At 68.1% G+C, this 18,054-nt stretch carries 22 protein-coding genes; 17 read left to right on the top strand and 5 right to left on the bottom strand.

Translation table 11 applies throughout. The features are described from left to right. Positions 1 to 133 precede the first annotated feature (133 nt). From JGU66_18610 to JGU66_18645, 8 genes are all read left to right on the top strand, one after another. Positions 134 to 478, top strand: coding sequence for a hypothetical protein (locus JGU66_18610; protein MBJ6762780.1), 345 nt, complete (start codon positions 134 to 136; stop codon positions 476 to 478). Beyond that, positions 471 to 872: a hypothetical protein gene (locus tag JGU66_18615; protein ID MBJ6762781.1), complete on the top strand. Its 402-nt coding sequence runs from the start codon at positions 471 to 473 to the stop codon at positions 870 to 872. Before JGU66_18610 ends, JGU66_18615 begins: the two co-directional genes overlap by 8 nt. A 172-nt stretch (positions 873 to 1,044) precedes the next feature. Next, complete coding sequence (locus JGU66_18620; protein ID MBJ6762782.1) at positions 1,045 to 2,106, top strand: hypothetical protein; 1,062 nt, start codon at positions 1,045 to 1,047, stop codon at positions 2,104 to 2,106. Next, positions 2,103 to 3,053 carry an ATP-binding protein gene (locus JGU66_18625; GenBank protein ID MBJ6762783.1) on the top strand — a complete coding sequence of 317 codons (951 nt, stop codon included), beginning with the start codon at positions 2,103 to 2,105 and terminating at the stop codon, positions 3,051 to 3,053. The genes JGU66_18620 and JGU66_18625 overlap by 4 nt, the downstream gene beginning before the upstream one ends. Then, entirely contained in the window at positions 3,050 to 3,754 is a 705-nt protein-coding gene (locus JGU66_18630) for a hypothetical protein (protein MBJ6762784.1), read from the top strand. The genes JGU66_18625 and JGU66_18630 overlap by 4 nt, the downstream gene beginning before the upstream one ends. 9 nt (positions 3,755 to 3,763) lie before the next feature. Further along, the gene (locus tag JGU66_18635; GenBank protein ID MBJ6762785.1) at positions 3,764 to 4,552 is read left to right on the top strand and encodes a hypothetical protein; all 789 of its coding nucleotides are present in this window, start codon (positions 3,764 to 3,766) and stop codon (positions 4,550 to 4,552) included. After that, positions 4,552 to 4,836 (top strand): hypothetical protein, encoded by a 285-nt coding sequence (locus JGU66_18640; protein MBJ6762786.1) that lies wholly within the window; start codon positions 4,552 to 4,554, stop codon positions 4,834 to 4,836. The genes JGU66_18635 and JGU66_18640 overlap by 1 nt, the downstream gene beginning before the upstream one ends. A gap of 91 nt (positions 4,837 to 4,927) precedes the next feature. Further along, entirely contained in the window at positions 4,928 to 5,662 is a 735-nt protein-coding gene (locus JGU66_18645) for a hypothetical protein (protein ID MBJ6762787.1), read from the top strand. Between the two features lie 45 nt (positions 5,663 to 5,707). On the opposite strand, the gene JGU66_18650 is transcribed toward JGU66_18645, so the two are convergent. Next, positions 5,708 to 8,149, bottom strand: a complete 2,442-nt coding sequence (locus JGU66_18650) for a fibronectin type III domain-containing protein (protein MBJ6762788.1) — start codon at positions 8,147 to 8,149, stop codon at positions 5,708 to 5,710. Between the two features lie 48 nt (positions 8,150 to 8,197). Next, entirely contained in the window at positions 8,198 to 8,716 is a 519-nt protein-coding gene (locus tag JGU66_18655) for a C40 family peptidase (protein MBJ6762789.1), read from the bottom strand. 118 nt (positions 8,717 to 8,834) lie between these two features. On the opposite strand from JGU66_18655, the gene JGU66_18660 reads away from it, so the two are divergent. Further along, positions 8,835 to 9,092 carry a hypothetical protein gene (locus JGU66_18660; GenBank protein ID MBJ6762790.1) on the top strand — a complete coding sequence of 86 codons (258 nt, stop codon included), beginning with the start codon at positions 8,835 to 8,837 and terminating at the stop codon, positions 9,090 to 9,092. Between the two features lie 104 nt (positions 9,093 to 9,196). On the opposite strand, the gene JGU66_18665 is transcribed toward JGU66_18660, so the two are convergent. Both JGU66_18665 and JGU66_18670 read right to left on the bottom strand, forming a co-directional pair. Continuing rightward, complete coding sequence (locus JGU66_18665) at positions 9,197 to 9,451, bottom strand: hypothetical protein (protein ID MBJ6762791.1); 255 nt, start codon at positions 9,449 to 9,451, stop codon at positions 9,197 to 9,199. 41 nt (positions 9,452 to 9,492) lie between these two features. Continuing rightward, positions 9,493 to 10,023: a RusA family crossover junction endodeoxyribonuclease gene (locus JGU66_18670; GenBank protein MBJ6762792.1), complete on the bottom strand. Its 531-nt coding sequence runs from the start codon at positions 10,021 to 10,023 to the stop codon at positions 9,493 to 9,495. Positions 10,024 to 10,070: 47 nt separating this feature from the next. Here JGU66_18670 and JGU66_18675 point away from each other — a divergent pair, with 47 nt between their 5' ends. Together JGU66_18675 and JGU66_18680 are read left to right on the top strand one after the other, a co-directional pair. Continuing rightward, positions 10,071 to 10,331, top strand: a complete 261-nt coding sequence (locus JGU66_18675; protein ID MBJ6762793.1) for a hypothetical protein — start codon at positions 10,071 to 10,073, stop codon at positions 10,329 to 10,331. Between the two features lie 378 nt (positions 10,332 to 10,709). Further along, positions 10,710 to 11,267, top strand: coding sequence for a sce7726 family protein (locus JGU66_18680; protein ID MBJ6762794.1), 558 nt, complete (start codon positions 10,710 to 10,712; stop codon positions 11,265 to 11,267). 115 nt (positions 11,268 to 11,382) lie between these two features. Here the strand turns inward: JGU66_18680 and JGU66_18685 are convergent, their stop codons facing one another. Next, complete coding sequence (locus tag JGU66_18685) at positions 11,383 to 11,697, bottom strand: HNH endonuclease (protein MBJ6762795.1); 315 nt, start codon at positions 11,695 to 11,697, stop codon at positions 11,383 to 11,385. Positions 11,698 to 12,138: 441 nt separating this feature from the next. On the opposite strand from JGU66_18685, the gene JGU66_18690 reads away from it, so the two are divergent. From JGU66_18690 to JGU66_18715, 6 genes are all read left to right on the top strand, one after another. Then, a complete protein-coding gene (locus JGU66_18690) occupies positions 12,139 to 12,471 on the top strand; it encodes a hypothetical protein (GenBank protein ID MBJ6762796.1) in 333 nt (110 codons plus the stop codon). 63 nt (positions 12,472 to 12,534) lie between these two features. Beyond that, positions 12,535 to 13,053, top strand: a complete 519-nt coding sequence (locus JGU66_18695) for a hypothetical protein (GenBank protein MBJ6762797.1) — start codon at positions 12,535 to 12,537, stop codon at positions 13,051 to 13,053. Further along, entirely contained in the window at positions 13,050 to 14,549 is a 1,500-nt protein-coding gene (locus JGU66_18700; protein MBJ6762798.1) for a DNA-packaging protein, read from the top strand. The genes JGU66_18695 and JGU66_18700 overlap by 4 nt, the downstream gene beginning before the upstream one ends. A gap of 37 nt (positions 14,550 to 14,586) precedes the next feature. Continuing rightward, entirely contained in the window at positions 14,587 to 15,558 is a 972-nt protein-coding gene (locus JGU66_18705) for a hypothetical protein (GenBank protein MBJ6762799.1), read from the top strand. A gap of 42 nt (positions 15,559 to 15,600) precedes the next feature. After that, positions 15,601 to 16,962: a phage portal protein gene (locus tag JGU66_18710; protein MBJ6762800.1), complete on the top strand. Its 1,362-nt coding sequence runs from the start codon at positions 15,601 to 15,603 to the stop codon at positions 16,960 to 16,962. Positions 16,963 to 16,979: 17 nt separating this feature from the next. Next, complete coding sequence (locus tag JGU66_18715) at positions 16,980 to 18,017, top strand: DUF305 domain-containing protein (protein MBJ6762801.1); 1,038 nt, start codon at positions 16,980 to 16,982, stop codon at positions 18,015 to 18,017. Positions 18,018 to 18,054: the final 37 nt, after the last annotated feature.

Consider the following 18,054-nt stretch of genomic DNA (forward strand, 5'->3'; position numbering starts at 1 on the left):
GCCCTTTCTGTGCGTGAGCTGATGGCGACGGATCGCCCGCCGCGGTCCCACCCCTCCCCGCGTCTTCCTGTCTCGCAGCCGCGGCGCGGTCGCGCGCTGCGCGTCGTGCGCACCGAGTCCCCCGAGGTGCCCCGTGCCGATTGAGCTTTCAGAGTCCGATGTGTCGAGCGCGAGCATCGCGGCTGACCGTGCGCTGTTGCTCGGGCATGCCGACGCGGCCCTGTGTCGCGAGCTGGCTCGGTACGTCCAGGTGATGGCGCCGACCTACCGCGAGGCGCAGGTCGCGTTGCACGAAGTGGAGGGCCTGCGGAGCGACCTCGACTCCGCGGAGTGGACGAACGATGCCGCGGAGACGCGGGCCGACGAGGCAGAGGAGCGCAGCGAGCGCGAGGCTCGGCGCCGCCGGCAGGTTGAGCAGGAGGCGTGCGGCTTCGCGTTCGCGGTGGGGCTCGGATGGGGCGAGGTGTCCCGTGGCTGAAGCCGTCTGGGATTACATCGACCGTCACGTGGCCGAGTTTCGGCGGGTGCAGCTCCTCGTCCGTGCCGTGCGCGGCGGACGGTTCAAGGGATGCAAGCCAAACGGGAGCTGGTGGGTCCGGTTCGGAACTGGGCGCAACGTCCGCAACGTCGTCACCCCCACGCCCATGGAGCTGGTGCTCCAGGTCGCCGTTCTCCGCTGCGGCACGTGCGGCCACAAGACGAGCGGCCACAAGGAGGCTGAGCGCGACGAGGGCACGTGCTCCACGCGCTGCGACTGCGCGCGCTCGCGGGCAGACATCGCCCGGCACCAGTCCACCGCGGCGTGGATTGCCGCCCAGGCGGGGCTGACGGAGTCCGAGGTGTTTCGCGGAATCCGTGGGGTGACGCCGTGACCGTCCGGATTCAGTCGCCCGAGTGTCCGAGCACGACGCCCCCTCCGCCGCGCGCGCCGTCGTGCCCCTGCGGCGCACGCAAGCGCCAGTGCTCGGGGTGCCTCACCTGGTGGTGCGCCGCGCATCACATCCCCCACACCTGCAACCCCGCTCCTCGGGGGGAAGCGTAGTCATGCGCTGGGAAGACGAACACTTCGTGAAGATTTACACGCGCGACACGGTGAACTGGCTCGCGCTCTCCTATGACGCGCGCTGCCTCTTCTTGCAGCTCGTGCGCAAGGTGGACCGCGCCGGCATTCTCACCCTCGGCCGCCACGGTCGCCGTGCCGTAGCGGTCCTGCTGGGTGCGATGGATCTCTGGCCCTCGCGCCTTGAGCCCGCCCTCCGCGAACTGGAGGAGGACGGGTGTCTCCAGGTTGAGGGAGACCGTTTGGTCATCCCCAACTTCTCGGCCGCGCAACAGGCCCGGCAGACGGACCGCGCCCGGAAGGCGGAGCAGCGCGAGCGGGACCGGGCGGACGCCATGTCCTCCGGGGCGACTGCCAGTGTGACTGGCCTGGACATCCAGGCGCAGAACAAGCGCGCTCGGTCACACGACGTCACGCCTGCGGTCACGTCCGGTCACACGGCGTCACACGACGTCACCCTTAGAAGAGACGAGACTAGACGAGAAGAGACGAGACGAGAGGAGACGAGAGGGGATCCGCGCGCAGAAGCGCGCGAGGCCCCCACCTCGCCCTCGCCTCGCCAGGGGCTGACGATGGCGCCGAGCCCCGAGCCTGCCCCCGCCAGGCACGCGGATGGCTCGCTGCCATTCGAGGCGCCGCCAGCAGCAGTGCGCGAGGAGTCTCTCCCAGACGGCCTGATGCGCGTGCACCTGGAGGTCAAGGGCAAACCGTACACGTGGCAGCCGCACCGCGACGACACGGCCGCCCTGGCCCTGTTGGCGCGGGCGAAGGCGGACGGCGCCGGAGTGCCCGAGGTGCTCCAACGCTGGCGCCATGGGCTCGGCGCGCAGTACCGCCAGCGGTGCGACACCCTGCGCGACCTGGTCCAGCGCTGGGAGGCCAACGCGACGCCCGAGCACCGCGCCGGCACGGGTCCGCCGAGCGCCCATGCCGCAGACAAGGCCCGCCGTGCCCCCTCGCACGGCAGCACCTGGGCCAAGAGCCGCACGCCGCACGCAGTGAGCATCCCCAACCCCGACGCCCCCGAGGAGGTCCCCGCCCCATGACGCCCATCAACTCCATCGACCTGCCGCCCTCGGCAGACACCTGCCTCAAGGCCCGCATCATGCGCGCCGCCGCGGAGCACGCGCGCCGCCAGCGCGAGGCCGACGAGATTGTCCTCTGCGATTGCCCCGACCTGCGCCCCGGCATCCCCCATGCCAGGACGCTCGGCGACATGGCGCGCATGGCGCACCAGGCCGAATACGAGTGCAGGCTCCAGCGGGCGGTCATCGAGGGCGAGACGCCCAACGTCCCCCGGCAACTCGCGCGCATGGGGGCCAATAAAGTGCACGTCGATGTCCTGTCGGCCGCGCCTCACAAGCAGCTCGAGCGACGCATCCCGTTGCTTGCGGCGCGGTACTGGTGGGACTCGCTTTCGCTCGATGCGCGCCACGAGTGCGAGGGGCGCCCGGCCATGCGCGCGACCCTCGCGCAGCGCATGCTTGCCCGCGGCCCGCGGCGCCCCTGGCTCGCGCTGCTCGGCGATGCCGACGCCGGCAAGACGCTCGCGGCCACGTATGGCCTGTGGCAGTGGGCGAAGGCATTCCCCTGGAACAGCCGTCCGGGTGGTGGCGTCCAGCGCCGCCCGGGGCTGTTGGTGCGCGTGCAGACGCTGGCGCGGGCCTCGGCGTGGGACGAGATGCACGAGGAGCTGCGCGCCGCCGAAATGCTCGTGCTGGACGACTGGGGCGCCGAGCAGCTCTCCGCTACCGCGGAGGCCGCGCTCACGGAGCTGATGGACGTCCGCTATGGCCGGGGCGCCCTCACCATCATCACCTCGCAGCTCAACTGCGCGGAGATCGCCAAGCGCTTCGACGGCGAGCGCGGCGAGGCAGGCCCGGGGCGAATCTGGCGGCGGGTCAAGGAGCGTGCGCTCGTGCTCGAAGGGGACGTCCTTTGGTCGGGCGACGTGCAGGTGCCCGGGGCCCAGTGGATGGGGGGCGCACGATGAAGCGCACCCCAAGCTCCGAGTTCATGCCCAGGCTCGACAAGGAGCGGCAGGACCTGTGTGTCCAGTGGCAGGACTTCGCGCTCGCGATGGCTGGTGAGTTCCTCGCCCGCTCTCGACGCCTCGCCCATCACAGCGAGGACATTCGGAGCGCGGCGCTCCTCGGACTGGTCGAGGGGGCTCGGAGGTGGCAGCCGGAGCGCGGTGCGTTCTCCACTTGCGTGTATTGGGGGATTCACTGCCGGCTCCAACTCTTCGAGCGGGCAGACGCGCGCGCCGTCACGCTGCCCCATCGCCTGCCCTGGGCCCCTTCGCGGGAGGTGTCCACCAGCGCGCGCCTCACCCGCAACGCATCGGACATGCGCACCGTCGAGGACACCCTGCTCGCCCCTGACTGCGACATCACCGCGGACATCGATGCTCGGAGACTCGTCACGAGCATTGAGCCCGCGCTCGCTGCGCGCATCCTTGCTCGGCGCCAGCATGCCCACCTGCCCCCGACACGTGCGCAGCGAGCCAGGGCCGTGCGTGATGCGCGCTGGTTCATGCACTGGCACTTCGAGGACGGCGCCCTCGCCAGCGCAGCGCGGAAGGCGCGAGTCACGCGGGCAGCCGTCCACGTCGCAGTCGGGCGCGCAGGGGTGCAGTTCGCGGAGATTGCCGACGAAATCCGAACCGAGGCCGACCGGCCGTCGCTGCGCTGAGGACACACCATGCACGCGACTCAGTCAGTCACCAGTACCTCGCCCCTCCGCATCGTCCGCTCGCTCACGCCAACGGGCGAAGTTGAGGCCCTCGTCGCGCAGCTCCAGGCGCTGCCCGAGGGGTGCGCCGCGGCTCGGCTCGCGGAGTCCCGCCTCGCGCAACTCCTCCTGCCTATGCTGGCACGCATCGCCGGGAGCATCGCCCGCGAGTGGGGCGCGCGGCACGAGGATCTCGTCCAAGAGGCGATGGCCGAGACGCTGCGCCTCTGGCGCAAGTACCCGCGGCGCGAGGGCGCGGGTTACGCGGCCTACGTGTCTACCCTCGCTCGCCAGCGCATGCTGACGGCGGCAACAGTCGAGCGCTCAGCCGTGCACGTCACCCGCCACGCGCGGCGCAAGCTGGGGCGGGCCAAGCGCGCTGCCCGCGAGCAGGACATCCCGCTCGCAGATGCGATGGCCGCCCAGGGCCTGGACCCTGACACTCAGCTCGCCCTGGGCGACGGCACCGTCCATGCGGCGATGCCGGTGGACGCGCTGCTCGGCCTGGCTGACGCCAGCGGCGAGGCCCGTGGGGCGCTGGCGTTGATGGAGCGCGCCATGGCGGAGCTGCACCGCCTCCCCCGCCTGGAGCGCGCGGCCCTCTCCGCACGGATGGGCGTGGGCGAGCCCGGAGGGCATCCCGCGTCGGTGGCGACGCTGGCCGAGCGCTGGTCGGTGCCCCACGCGCGCATCCGCGCCATCCAGCAAGCGGCCCTTACGCGTTTGCGCAAGCGCCTCGCGCGCAAGGGAGGTGCCTAATGCCCGTCATCGTCGCGCTGAGGAACGGGACGTGCACCGCGGACGGGTGCGGAGGCGGTATCCGTCGCGGTGAGTTTGTCGAGTACGCGGCCGGCACGGGCGCGCGGCACCTGGAGTGCGCCAACGCGCCCCAGGGCCGCCGCGTCAACCTCCGGGCGGGCATCTGCGCGTGTGGTGCGCGCGTGCCCGCCCGAGAGGGCTCTCTCGTCCTGGCCGGGGAGCGGGAGCAGGCCGGGCGCTACATCAAGCGGTGGCGGGTCCGCTGCGCGCGATGTTACCCATGACGATAGGCACGCCCAGTAGATACTGAACGGGCGTGGCGTGCCTTCACCGGGAGGCGATGATCTACCGTTTGCCCTTTTCGGCGAGGGGCGAATGCTTTACGTCACCACACTGGTACTCCTGGCAGCATCATCGCTTCCCGATGGAGGCACGACAGCGCTGGGCGAGCCCCAATACCTGGACGCAGGCACTGCCAGAAGGTCGGAAACTGGCAGCGAGGTATCGCCTAAGGCGATGGAGCGTTCTGACGGCAGAACTCCGATGAAGCTCGCAGATGGCTCGCCGAACATGGCGTACTTCAACCCTCCAAGCGGATATCGCAGTGCCGAGGGATTCCAGAAAGCGCGCTGGGGAATGTCGCCAGCCGAGGTGCAGAAACTCTACCCCAGCCTTCAGCAAGTTCAAGACGGGGTATGGGCGTTAAGCGGAACGACGGCGGACCTCGACACGCAATCGTTCTTCTTCTTCGCACGCAATCGCTTGGCAGTGGTAATGGTCAACGTCAACGATTTGCATTCATCACCCGACCAGTATGAGGCCGACTACAGGTCTCTCAAAGACTTACTCCAGCGCAAATACGGAAAGCCAAGCATCGACGAAACAACCTGGAAGCAGGAGCTGTTCAGAGGTGACCCGAAGAACTTCGGGACAGCGCTCCTTCTGGGGCACGTCGAATTAAAGGCCAAATGGAATGGTCCTGAAACAGTAATCAGTATCACTGCCCAGGGGAAAGGAAGCCGAGTGCTCGTGCAACTAGGGTACGCGAGCGTAAGGCTCGCGTTGCAACTCCAGAATGAGATCGCTGATCGCGCGACAGACGACTTGTAGCGCCTATAATAACCAGCATCGAGGCAGTCCCACGCGGCCTCTCAATCAGTTCAGAGAATACCTCAGGCTCGTCAAGGAGAATGTAACACCCATCGCAAGACCGACTGACACAGTCACTCCGCCGGTGGGCAACACTATAACCGGAATAATCCCGGCGCTGCTGCCCATATAAAACTTCAGCGCGCGACTTGGCCGATAGTCCACGGAATTTGCCAGCAGCGTTGCCCCCGAGGCAATCGCGGCAGTTGTTGCCACGTTGCCGCGGAACTCCACATCACCCAGGTCATTCCGGCGATACTCCGCAAGCCCATAAACACTCTCGTTTTCATTGCCGAACCCAGCACCGAACTTGGAAATGGACGTGTCCGTTGAAGGCATTACGCGCCTCCACGACTCGAATGTGGGCACCGCCACTGCGGAGACGGAGTCGAGCGTCAGCACCGTTGCGAATGTGCTCGATCGCGACACAGTGACGATCGCGTAGCGGGCAGTCGCCGGGACCTGGGACTGAAGCGCGAAGCGTGAGTAGGTGTTCGCGGGAGTGGTAGCGCCTCCCAGTGACACAGTGACATTCGAAACAGCGACAAAGGCGGAGTTCAGAAACTCAAACACGAGGAGCCCTGCCGCTACGTTAGCCGTATCCTGCTTTGCGTAGGCAGACACAATCCACGTCTCCCCGCCACGGACAACGAACGGCTGCGACGAGATGCTCGTAGCGGCGCTTGGGATGAATCGCAACGCCGACGAGCCTGCATAGGCGTCTGAGGTGAACCCAACCGAGGCTCCCCACGCTCCCGAATTGAGCACCCATGCATCGGGCGGGGCGTTCACACCTGACGTGGCTGCCTCAAAGTCACTGTTGAGCGGGAGTGCCGCGTACGATACCCGAGGGAACAACATACGCGGCTCGACATACCGAGGAGCGAGAGCCACCTCCGCGCTCGCCGCTCCCAGGTTCCCCGTCCTGTCCCTCCCCACGACTCGCGCGTAGTAGCTCGCGCCAGGCGTGAGGTCGGCCACCTCGAAGCGCGTCGCCCTCGATGCCGTCTTGAACGTGCCCGACGACGGAGCGAACCCAGCCGTCGGGCTCACGTGTAGCTCGTAGCTGTCCCACGTGGCGCCGCTCGCGGACGCTTTGAACGTGAGCGCGAAGCCGTTGACCGTCGGGGTCGGCACGAGATCCACCGGGGCCGAGGGGCCGGTGAATGGCGCCGAGGGCGCGCACCCGGGCGCCGCCTCGCGCTGCATCCATTGCATGATCGACGTCGAGGGCGCGCCGCGGAGCTGCACGGTAGTCCGCGCCTCTCCATTGCTGCCGCACTCGCACTCGATGGACACAACGCCGAGAGCCTGGTCCGTGTCGAAGTGCACGCCGTTGGCGCCGACGGCCACCAGGTCCGACACCTCGAGGTGCCAGTGCACACCCTGGAGGCGCATCGTGACCTGGAGGGCCGCGCGCGACAGGTCCGCAATCGCCGCATCCGCCAGGCGCTGGGCCTCGGGCGCGGTGTTGATGTTGCTGGTGCTGGCCTCCGCCACCTGCATCCAGCGGCGCCCATAGAGCGCGCGGGCCGTCGGGTTCTCGGCGTACACCTTCTTTCGTCGCGCGAGCCCGGTGGAGTCCTTGTCCGCCTTGTCCGAGTACACCACCTCGACGTCCGTCCGGATGTCGGCGAGCGACTGGGCCACGCTCGACAGCTCCACGTAGTGCTCGGGCCCGTACCGCCACACGGGCGCCGTCGCGAGGCGGTCGGGGCTCCACAGGCTGAGCGCCCAGGCGTTGGTGTCCGCGCGCCACCTGTAGCGCACGTCCCAGCCAATCTGGCCGGCTAGCTCGCGGAGAGCATCGAGGACGGGCCCCGTGCGCTGGAGGTACTTGCCGCGCATGCTGAGCGGATCCACGGGCACGTACAGGCCCACGCCGAGTTGCGCCGGGAGCGAGCCCAAGCCCCAGTCGTTGAGGATGGCTTGCATGACGACCTGCACCGGGGTTCCCGCGTCGCTGCCGTACTCCTTCTCTGACTCCGCGAACGTGTCTTGGATGACGCTGGCCGCGTCCAAGCACGTGGCGTTGATCTCCTCGGCGCCGACGTCGAGCTGGTCGATTCGGCCTCGGAACACCTCGCGGAAACCGTCGGTCACCAGCGGCGAGGAGCGCGCAGTGCCGAGGGGCACCGTCGCTACCTCAATCAGCACCCACGCGCCGACGCGCAAGATCGGCCCCGCGCTGTTGAGGGCGCTGCTGGCCACGAGCGGGGCCAAGGACAGCGCCCGGCCATCGGGCCCGTTGCGAGCAACACTCAGGGTCGCCTGGGCCACCTGGGCGTCCAGGTTGGTGCTCCACTTGGCCCCCATGAGCATGTCGCCGCCCATGAGGGTTGAGAGGTCCACCCACTGTGTGCCGCGCAGAACGCGGACACGGAGGACAGAGGCGAATCCGGCCGCGCACTCAAGGGCGGCCCGGTCCTGCAATGACAGCGCGCGCATGCAATCTCCTGACGGGTGGTGAGTCCGTCAGGAGGAAGGGGCGCCGACTCAGGCGCGCGGGACAGGCACCGTCACGGCCGGGATGCCGAGCGCGGGCGTGGGCGCGGACTGGACGTCATCCAGGTACGGCAGCCGGCGGAACCCCAAGACATCCTGTCGGTAGCGCATGCTCGGCCATGCCCTGACGCGCGCGCCGGCCTGGTACGCATCGGCGAGGGTGAGCGTCTTGTGGCCCCCGCCCGTGGCGCCCACGACGCACCCGGCGCCCACGTAGATCATGACGTGCTCGGGGTCGCCGCCCTTCCCGTAGAGCACCAGGTCCCCGGGCTGCAGGTCGGCCTCGCTCGCGACGGGCGTGCACTCGGCCCACAAGACGTCCGTGTTGTGGGTGGGGCGCCAGTCAGGCCCTCCGGCCTGGTGCAGTGACCAAGTCACCAGACCGGAGCAATCGAAGACTCTCGGGCCCTCGATGTCCGAGCGCTCGCCCTTCCCGCCCCATCGATAGGGGGCGTTCATCTGCGACAGGGCGGAAGCGAGGAAGACGGCGCGGCGGGGGGACGTGGACATGACGTGACTCCGGGGGACTGCGGGTGCACTCCCCGGAAGGGGCGTCTGGTGCCCAATGAATGGCAGCGCTATCCTGGCAAGGCAGAACAAACCATCAAATCAGGAGAACCAAATGCGAATGGCGATCATCGCAGGGCTGATGGCTGTCGGGATGCTGGCCGGCTGTGGCGGCGAAGAGGGCGCCTCGATGGCGGAGAGCCTCAACGCGGATTCCGCCACTGGGGTGTCTGCACAGCCCCTGAGCGTCTGCACGACGGCCTGCTACTACGCGTATAAGGACTGCATGCGGTCCGCCAACGGTAACGCCTCCGCGGAAGATGTCTGCGATAACGAATGGGACGCCTGCATTGTCGCGTGTCCCCCCAGACAACACTGACGGCGTGGGAACTGTGCAGTAGCGCCTACGCAGCCCCCTCCCCTGCACTACCGGCTTGTCGTAGAGGGCGGGCCGCGAGTCATCCGCGGCCCGCTCAAACAGCCCTACTGGCGCGCGCGCTGCTCCGTCTTCCACTCCTCCAACGCGTCGAGGCGCAGCTCCACCAGCCGCAGCGCGCTCTCGTGCTCCCCGACGCGGCGCAGCTCCGCCTTGATCTCCCGGACATCGGAGGCAACGGCGCCCATGCTCTGCACCAACAAGGGCACCTGCTCCACCGCCGCCTCCTGTCGCGACTGGCGACGGGAGAGCAGGCCGTGCAGGAGCGGGACGAGGACCTGGCTCACGGCCAGGGTGAACACGGCGGTTTCGATGGAGGGCGGCATGCCCCCGAGAAGGGGCGTCAGGGTGCGGACTTCCGCGGCGCGCGGGGCTTCCTGGGTGCCGCAACGCTCGGCTTGAGGCGGGAGGAGAAGGCGCCCCGGGCCTTGGCGGCGCGGTTGCGGTTGCGCGTGGCCCTCGCCTTGGCGGCGCGCTCGGCGCGGGCCTGCCGGTGGGCGGCGGCCTCGTCGGGCGTCGCGTAGCGCTCGGCCAGGAGCGCCACCTCGACGCGCGGGTTCTTCGGGTCGTCCTCGCGCTGCGCGTGGATGGTCACCACCTGGTCGTCATCCAACCACGCGACGTCATTGAGCGAGTCGCACAAGACCTTGAGCACGTTGTCCAAGTCGCCCGAGCGGCGCGGCCGAAACGCGGTGACGCTGATGTAGACGGGGCCCGCCAGGGGCTGGATGCGGCGGAGCGCTGCGCCCTGTGCCACCCCCGCCTTGTACGCCTTGGCTTCATCGGAGGGCACAAGCCCGCGGCCACGTGCTGGCACCCAATACGTGTTGGCTGACGGCGGATACGGGAGGGAGAAATAGAGGGTCGCGTTCATGCATCGCAGAAGGGCCGTCCCTTCCCGCCGACATGCGCGATGCGACCTTGAAGCGGGTGGTGACCTGGTGCCTGTGCGTGGTGCGCCCGCCGCCTCGCCCCGGACTCGTCCCCCTGGATGGCTGGGCACTCACGCCACCGGGGCCGGAGCTGCCACCCATCCGGGACGCGGGACACGGGCGGCGAGTGCTGGGCGGCTACAGGCCGGAGCGGTCGAGCCTGGGCGGCATCGGCGCGCCGCCACAGGGAGGCACGGGCGTCACGCCCTCGCGTGTGCTGGGCGGGACGGTCTCCACCGTGCTGCGGTGAGTGGCGCTCGTGGGCGTGCCCCTCGAGCTGCGATGCCGGCTCTGACTACGGACGCAGGCGGCGGGCGAGCTTCGCCCCGCGGTGGCGCTCTCGCCGGGCCTTCTTGGGGCGCCAGACTGCCCACTCGCTGGGCTTCAGCTCGACATCGGCAAGAGGACAGGCGGAGGGCATGCGGTGGCGGAAATCCGGGGTGGTCGACATCGACTCCCCATCCCAGAGAACCGCACGGCATCGCTTGCAGATGGCTTGTCGCGGCGGGGGCAGTTCCTCGGGCATGTGCATCCTCTCGTGCCTGCAGCGCGGGCCGCAGCATGACGTGGCCGCCGAGCGTACCGGACAAGGCCCGGACGAAGTGAGCGGCGCCCCTTCCCCCCGGGCATGCATGACTCGGACGTCCGCCCTCCCCTGCGCCAGCTCGTAGCCGCGCTGACTCCTGATGCCCTGGTGCTCGACGAGCTGGGGCTGGACCACGGCCGAGTCCGCGTGGATGTGGCCACCCTCGCCCCTGACGCCCTGCACGGATACGAAATCAAGGCGGACGCGGACACCCTCCGACGCCTGCCGGGACAGGTGGACGCCTACAGCGCGGCCCTCGACAGGTGCACGCTCGTGGTCGGTCCCGCCCACCTGGACGCGGTGACCAAGCTCGTGCCCGCGTGGTGGGGGCTGATGCTGGCGCGCTGGGAGGCGGACACGCTCGAGCTGCAGTCGGTGCGGCGCGGGCGACGGAACCCCGAGCCCGACGCGGCGGCCACAGTGCGACTGCTCTGGCGCACAGAAGCGCTCGCCCTCCTGGAGTCGCGCAACGCGGCCAAGGGGCTGCGGAACAAGTCCAAGGCGGCCCTGTACCGGCGCCTGTGCGCGGAGCTGCCAGCGGCCCGGCTGCGTGCGGAGGTGCGGCGGGCGCTGGTGGCGCGGGGCGACTGGCGCAGGTGACCGGCGCGCGCCCATCGCACCATTGTGAAAGATGGGGCGCCGGCGGGGTTTGGCTTGGGAGTCACTGATGAGCCCAACAGCGCCCTATGGGCTCATCAGTGAAGTAGCGGCTGGGTCACCTGGCGATAGCAGTGACCGCGCAGGCCCACTGGATGTTGTCGCTCTTGTGTCGATTGTTCTGCCACTGCAGCGGCTGGAGATTGGAGAGGTCATCGGTGCCGTTATGCGCAACCGGACGGATGTGATCGATCTCCCACCCGGCGTCCGAGTCCGTGTTGCCATACTGGTCGAGATGGATCCACGCGCCACAGGCGTCCTTCCTCACGCGGTTCGGATCCGCGCCGACAACAATCTGCGCCTTGTTCCAGACCGCCTGAACTTCCAGTGGCGAGAACGCCGCCCCCGTCCGCTTGCTGCCAACCTTCCGCATCTCGACTCCTCCTGTCTGCTGGACTCCACGCATTTGAGTACAGCGTATGACTTTAGGTACTGCCCTCCAGGGAGGGGCGGCCGCGCCTCAGTACGGGTCGCCCCATCGACATCCACGACTCCGCGTATTTCGAGCGAAGAGAACGCGGGGCGCACACGTGGAACATGGGGCGCGGCGGCGAGGTGGGATAAGTGGGACAGCCCGCCCCCCTCGGGGTGGGAAACCGGCCGGAGGGCCGCCGGACAGGATTGCTCGGCGCGCAAAAATCCGAGGCTCTGCGAATCTCCAAAATTTCCCGCCTATCTCTGAGACGACCCCCCGATTTTTTCCCAACCTCGGGGCCTGGGTGGCCTCTGGTGCGTTCCTCCTTCGTCGCGGCTGGGCAACTACCCAGTTCTTGGGTGGTTGTTTGGCGGCCCTCTGGCGCCCCTTCAGGGGGACATGACCAAACCCAAGACCGCTGTAGAGGCGCAGTCGCAGTCCCACGCCGCCGAGGAGCAGACCGAGAACGCCGCTGACGCTCCGTCAGGAGTGCCGCGCGCCTCCCTGCCCGAGCCGCGCGTCATCCCCTGGCGCGAGGAGACCCGCCCCGTGCGGATGGAGGACATCGCATCCATCGTCACGGCCGGCGCGGCGTTCGTCGGGGCGCTGCACGTCTGCGGCGACAACGGCATGCACATGCACAAGGAGGCCGTGTCCTCCATCGCGGCCTCGGTGCTCCGGCTCATGGCGCGCGCCGAGCAGCTCGCGACGCCGCCGGTCGCGCAGGAGTAGCCGCCCCTTCTTGGGGGCATGGCACGGCACCGGGAGGAACCAGAGGCGGACATCCCCGAGGGGGTGAGCATCAAGCCTCTCGACAGTTACAGGCCGATCAACAAGCCGGGCCCTGCCACCACGTTGACGGAGCGGCTTGGGTTCGAGCTGTGCCGCTGCATCGCCGAGGGCTTCACGCTCCGCGATGCGGCGCACCTGTCCGGGACGACGGACACCGTCGTCCAGGGCTGGCTCGCGCGCGGGCGCGATGCCATCGAGCGCGGAGAGACGAACATCTACACGGCGTTCGTCATGGAGTACGGCGCCGCTGGTGCGCATTTCCGCGGTGCTCTCATGCGGGCGCAGCTCGACAACATCGGCAACCGCGCGTTCAACGACAAGGGAGTCCACTGGCGGCTGGCTGTGTCCGACCCGAAGAACTTCGCTCGCGTCCGCACCGAGGACGCCGAGAAGGGCGCCTTCGACATGGTGTCGCCTGACGACGCCCAGAAAACGCTCGCGGATCGCCTCTCGCGGTTCCTCGGCGACGAGGAGCGCAAGGCCACGTTGCCACCGCCGGCCGCCCCTTCCCCTCGGGTATGACCAAGGCCAAAGAAGTCACGCAGGACGCGGACCCTCTCGCTGGACTCCCTGTCGTCCGCCCCGAGACGCACGGGCGCCACTCGACGCTGGATAGGTTGGCGCTCCGGTTGCGCGAGCGCTTCGGCGGCGTGGAAGGATTCGCGGACAAACTCGGGCTCACCACGCAGGAGCTGCTGGTCCTGTTCTACGAGCCGGAGTACTCGCTTCGCCCCGCGCAGCAGTCCCCGGACATGCTGGACCCGGCGCTCGCAACGTGGCGCACGTGGTTTCTCCTCGGAGGGCGCGGCGCGGGCAAGACTCACGCTGGCGCCTCCGCTGTCATCCGGGAGGCGCGCGCGGACCCCGAGGCGCGCATCCTGATTGTGGGTCCGACCTACACGGAGATCCAAAAGAACCAGCTCGAAGGTCCGAGTGGCATCATCACTCTGTCGCCGCCCTGGTTCCGCCCCGAGCACCTGAAGTCGAAGAAGCAACTCGTCTGGCCAAACGGAGTGAAGGCTGACTACCTGCCCGCGGCGGACGCGGACAAGTTCCGCGGCTACGGATACACCTTCGAGTGGTTGGACGAGATCGTGGCGTGGAAGAAGGACCCGGTTGCGGTGTGGAAGGAGTGCGGGCGCGTCGGGCGCGGCAGCTCCTCGAGGATGCGGAAGCTCGGCCTTTCCTCGCGCAAGGTCATCACGACGACGCCCGCGCCGACGGAGCTATTTCGCGAAATCCTCAAGGACCGCAAGGGGCTCGTGCTCTCGCGCTCCAGCACGTTGGACAACAGCGTCAACCTGGATGCGGACTACGTGCTCCAGGCGCGGGACGCCGCGGCGTCTGCGATTGGCCGCCGCGAGTTCTACGGGGAACTGGAGTTCAACCTGGACCCTGCGCTGTTCCGCGCCGTGCGATGGGACAAGACGCGCATCGACCCGAAGGACATGCCGAAGGAGTTCGACTTCGTCGTTGTCTCGATTGACCCCGCGACGGGAGAGAAAAAGTCAGCAGACATGCACGGCATTGTCGTGGTCGGAGTGCGGCGCGAAGCCGACGGGAGGGAGCACTCGTACGTCCTGGCGGACCTCTCACTCCGGAGTCCCGAGCCCAGCGCGTGGGCGCGGAAGGCCGTGGATGCGCTGCGGGCATGGACGCCTTTTGCGAAGCTGGATGATGGCGGACGCCCGCGAGCGTGGATCTTCGCTGAGACGAACACGGCCGGGCGAGGCATGGTGGAGCACGTCATCGGTTCGATCGCCAAAGTGAAGCTACTCACCGAGCGCGCCCGCAACTCAAAAGCCGAACGCGCAGCTCCGGTGTCAGTACAGGCGGAGGCCGGGCTCGTGCACATGGTGGGGCGCCACAAGGACCTGGAGGAGCAGCTCTCGCGCTTCACCGGCCAAGCCGGAGGGCACGCCCGGGATGACCGCGTGGATGCCATGGTCTGGCCCATCTACAAGCACGTCGTGCGGCGGCGGACGAACGTGGGGGCGGCGGGCAGCGAGCCGGAGTGATTGAGGGTCCGCATGCGTTCACGTAGCATTAGGCCATATGAAGAAGCATCTGCTCATGCAGGACCAGCGATTCAAAAAATACGCAGCCACCATTAGAGAGCTGACGGTCAATAGCGTCGTTGGGGAGGCGTACAGGGGCGCCCTCCGGCTCGAAACGCAGAGGGACTCCATAGCCGCATCGCTTGCCCTGCTGCGCAAGCTGGCTACGCTTGACACAAGCTTGGTGCCGGACGACATCGTTACTGCTGCCGCAACGCATGCTGAGGCTCTGTCCAATGTGCTGGAGTCGACGGCGGTGTTTCATAACCAAAGAAGTAGCAGCACGGCACAGTTCGGCACCCTTCAGAATACGATCGCGGTAACGTACCCGGCGCTCTTCACTGCCTCCATTCCGCTGATTGTTGCCAATCACGATCTCTCGGTAGACGAGCAAGAGCGCCGACAAGGACTGACGACATATGCGGCCGAAGTAATGGAGACCAAGAAGGCGATTGACGACCTGCTCGCCACTGCCCGCGAATCAGTCAAGACTACTATCGCCATCGACAAGTCAGAGCACTTTGCCCTTGAGTCCAACATTCACTCTGCAACTGCTACACAGTGGTTGAATACGGTGTTGGGGGTCAGTGCTTTTGCGCTGTTTCTCGCCGGAGCCTCCATGTTGTTCCCGCCCTCTATTCCTGACACATTGAGCGCTCCAGCATTGCTAGTTGCTCTCGCGCCGCGCGTCGTCATTCTGTCTGTCGTCTTCTATGGCCTTGCGCTCGCGGGGCGGAACTACAGGGCGAGCCAGCACAACGCCATAGTCAACAGGCATCGAGCACTGGCATTGAAGACCTTCGCGGTCCTGGGTGAGACGACATCCGACCAGAAGGTCAAGGATGTGCTACTCGCCCAGGCCGCTAGCACGATCTTCGCGGCGCAGCCGAGCGGCTACTCCGTGGACCAGGCAGAGCCTCTCCCCCAGGCGACGGCTGTTGAGCTGCTTCAGCGACTCGGCTCGAAGTAGAGCCGGCACTCCCGATGCAACTTGCCGCCCCTTCTGGGCGGCATGCCCTCTCTCTTTCGACGCGCATTGAAGGCGCTCGGCTTCATCGGCGCTGGCATCAAACGTCTCGCCTACTCGCTGCCCCTCTGGAGCTACGGCCCTCGGAGGGGCGCCCGCGAAGTCCTCGCCGCGTACCGCGAGGACGACTGGTTGCGCACCGTCGTGGACACCGTCGCCGATGGCGTCGCCACGCCCCGGTGGCGCGTTTATAAACTACGCGCCGGGGCCGAGAAGCATGTGGACCCGCGCTGGAAGTCCCTCGACCGATGGGAGAGGCGCAAGGCGATTGACGGTGCCGTGGCGCAGGGCGAACTGGTGGAGCTGGAGCGGCACGAACTGCTAGCGCTCATGGAGTCGCCGCACCCTGTGTACTCGGGCCGCGAGTACCGCAAGCTCGCCCAGATTCACGTGGACCTCGTAGGGGAAGCATTCATGGTGCTTCTCCGGGATGAAGCCGGCCGCATCGTCGGCTGGGAGCTGGTGCCCCCGCACTGCGTGACGATGACGCCGCAGCGCGAGCGACGAACGTTCTTTGTCTCCTATGGGCGGTTCTTCGGATTCATCCCCGAGGGCGATGTCCTCTGGCCGAAGTCGCTCGACCCCGAGGATCCGGACGGCCGCGGAGCCGGGCGCGGCATGGCGTTGGGTGACAAGCTCGACACGATCGAGGCCATCGACAAGGCGACGAAGGCGACCTTCGAGCGCGGCGGCATCCCGACTGCTGTCATCGGTCTTGGCACGAAGAATACAGACGACGGGAGCACGACGTCCGAGGCAGCGGCTGACCTGGAGAAGCGATTCGCCGCGGAGCACCAGGGACCTAGGAACGCCGGCAAGGTCTGGGTAGCGCCCACCGGAGTTTCGCTGGCGCAGGTGCAGGTGAACTACCGCGAGCTGCAAACGAAGGAGATTGCCGCCGCGCTGCGCGCCTACGTGCGCCAGGCGTTCAACGTGCCGCCGGAGTTGGTGGGCGATCTCTCCAGCAGTAACCGCAGCACCTCGGAGGCGGCCAAGTATCACCTTGCGGAGTATGCGATTGCACCGCGCCTGGAGTTCTGGCGGGCGTTTCTCCAACACCGCCTGGTGCCGCTCGTGGACCGCGGTGTCATCCTCGATTACGACGACCCGCGGCCCCAGGAGTGGGACCGGACGTTCCGCGCGATGACGACCCCGGCGGCCGAGCACGTCCAGTTTAACGAGTACCGCGCCTTCGCTGGGTTGCCTGCGCTCCCGGAGCTGGAGGGCAAGCGCCCCGGGGCGATGCCAGGGGCTGGACCTGGCGGCGGGAACAACGTCGAGAGCGCCGCGGCCAACGCGACGCCCGAGCCGCCGCGCGACCGGAGAGGCGAAGAGGACCGCGTCTAGCGCCCCTTATCAGGGGCATGGCCAAGCTCCGTCAGAAGCTGCTCTCCGCCAGTGCTCCGCCCGCCGCGGGCGGAGTGCCGGTGTTCCGCATCACCTCCTCCAACCTCGACCGCCACCGCGACCGCGTCCTGGGCATCAAGGCCGAGGGCGCCGAGGTGCGCGTCCCGCTGCTGTGGCAGCACGACCGGTGGAGCCCTGCCATTGGGCAGGCTCGCTGCTACCGCGAGGGCGACGTCTGGGTCATGGAGCCCATCTTCGATGGCCTCGACGAAACCTCGAAGCTGGTCTCCGCGAAGGTGAAGGCGGGCACGCTCGGCGCCTGCTCCATCGGGTTCGTGGACGTCGATGGTTCCGCGCCCGTGCCCAACCAGGAAGGCGGCTACGACTACCCGCTGGTCGAACTGGTGGAGGTCTCCATCGTCAACGTGCCGGCCAACGCGGACGCGGTGCGCCTGCGTGCACTGCACGAGCGCGAGTCACCGGGCCGGAGCTTGCGCCAGGCCATGGCGAAGCTGCTCGAAAGCCACGTCGCGGTGCTGGGTGTGCTCGCGAAGGCAGACGATGAAGCGCTCGAGGAGCCCGAGGAGGACGCGGAGCCGGAGGACAAGGAGGCGCCGGAGGGCGAGGAGTCCGCGCCCGAGGATGCCGAGTCCGAGCCGGCGGACGGAGAGGAGCCGCCCACGCCGAAGTCCTTCGCCGCCGCGATGCTCGCGCACCAGGAGGCCGCGGCGCGAATGGCTGACGCATTCCTCGCGACGGGCGCGGAGGATGACGTGCTCGTGCCGCTGGCCGAGTCCATCCGCGATGGCCAGTCCATCGGCGTCCTCAAGGACTGGATGGCCGCGCTCGAAGGCTCGCCCGAAGAGGAGTCCACGGAAACGCCGGAGGAAGAGGCCGAGGAGCAGGAGGAGCAGGAGCCGGAGGACGAGGAGGACATCCCGCCCGAGGAGTTGAAGGAACTGCGCCGCCGCGTCGCGAAGGGTTACGGCTTCTCCTCCCTGCACGTCAGCACGTTCAGCGTCCGCAACCTGCGCTCGTACGACGCGCTCCTCTGAGTTGGGCGCCCCTTATCTCTCTCACACCGCATTGCAG

Source organism: Myxococcaceae bacterium JPH2, assembly GCA_016458225.1.
In the GTDB taxonomy this organism is placed as follows: domain Bacteria; phylum Myxococcota; class Myxococcia; order Myxococcales; family Myxococcaceae; genus Citreicoccus.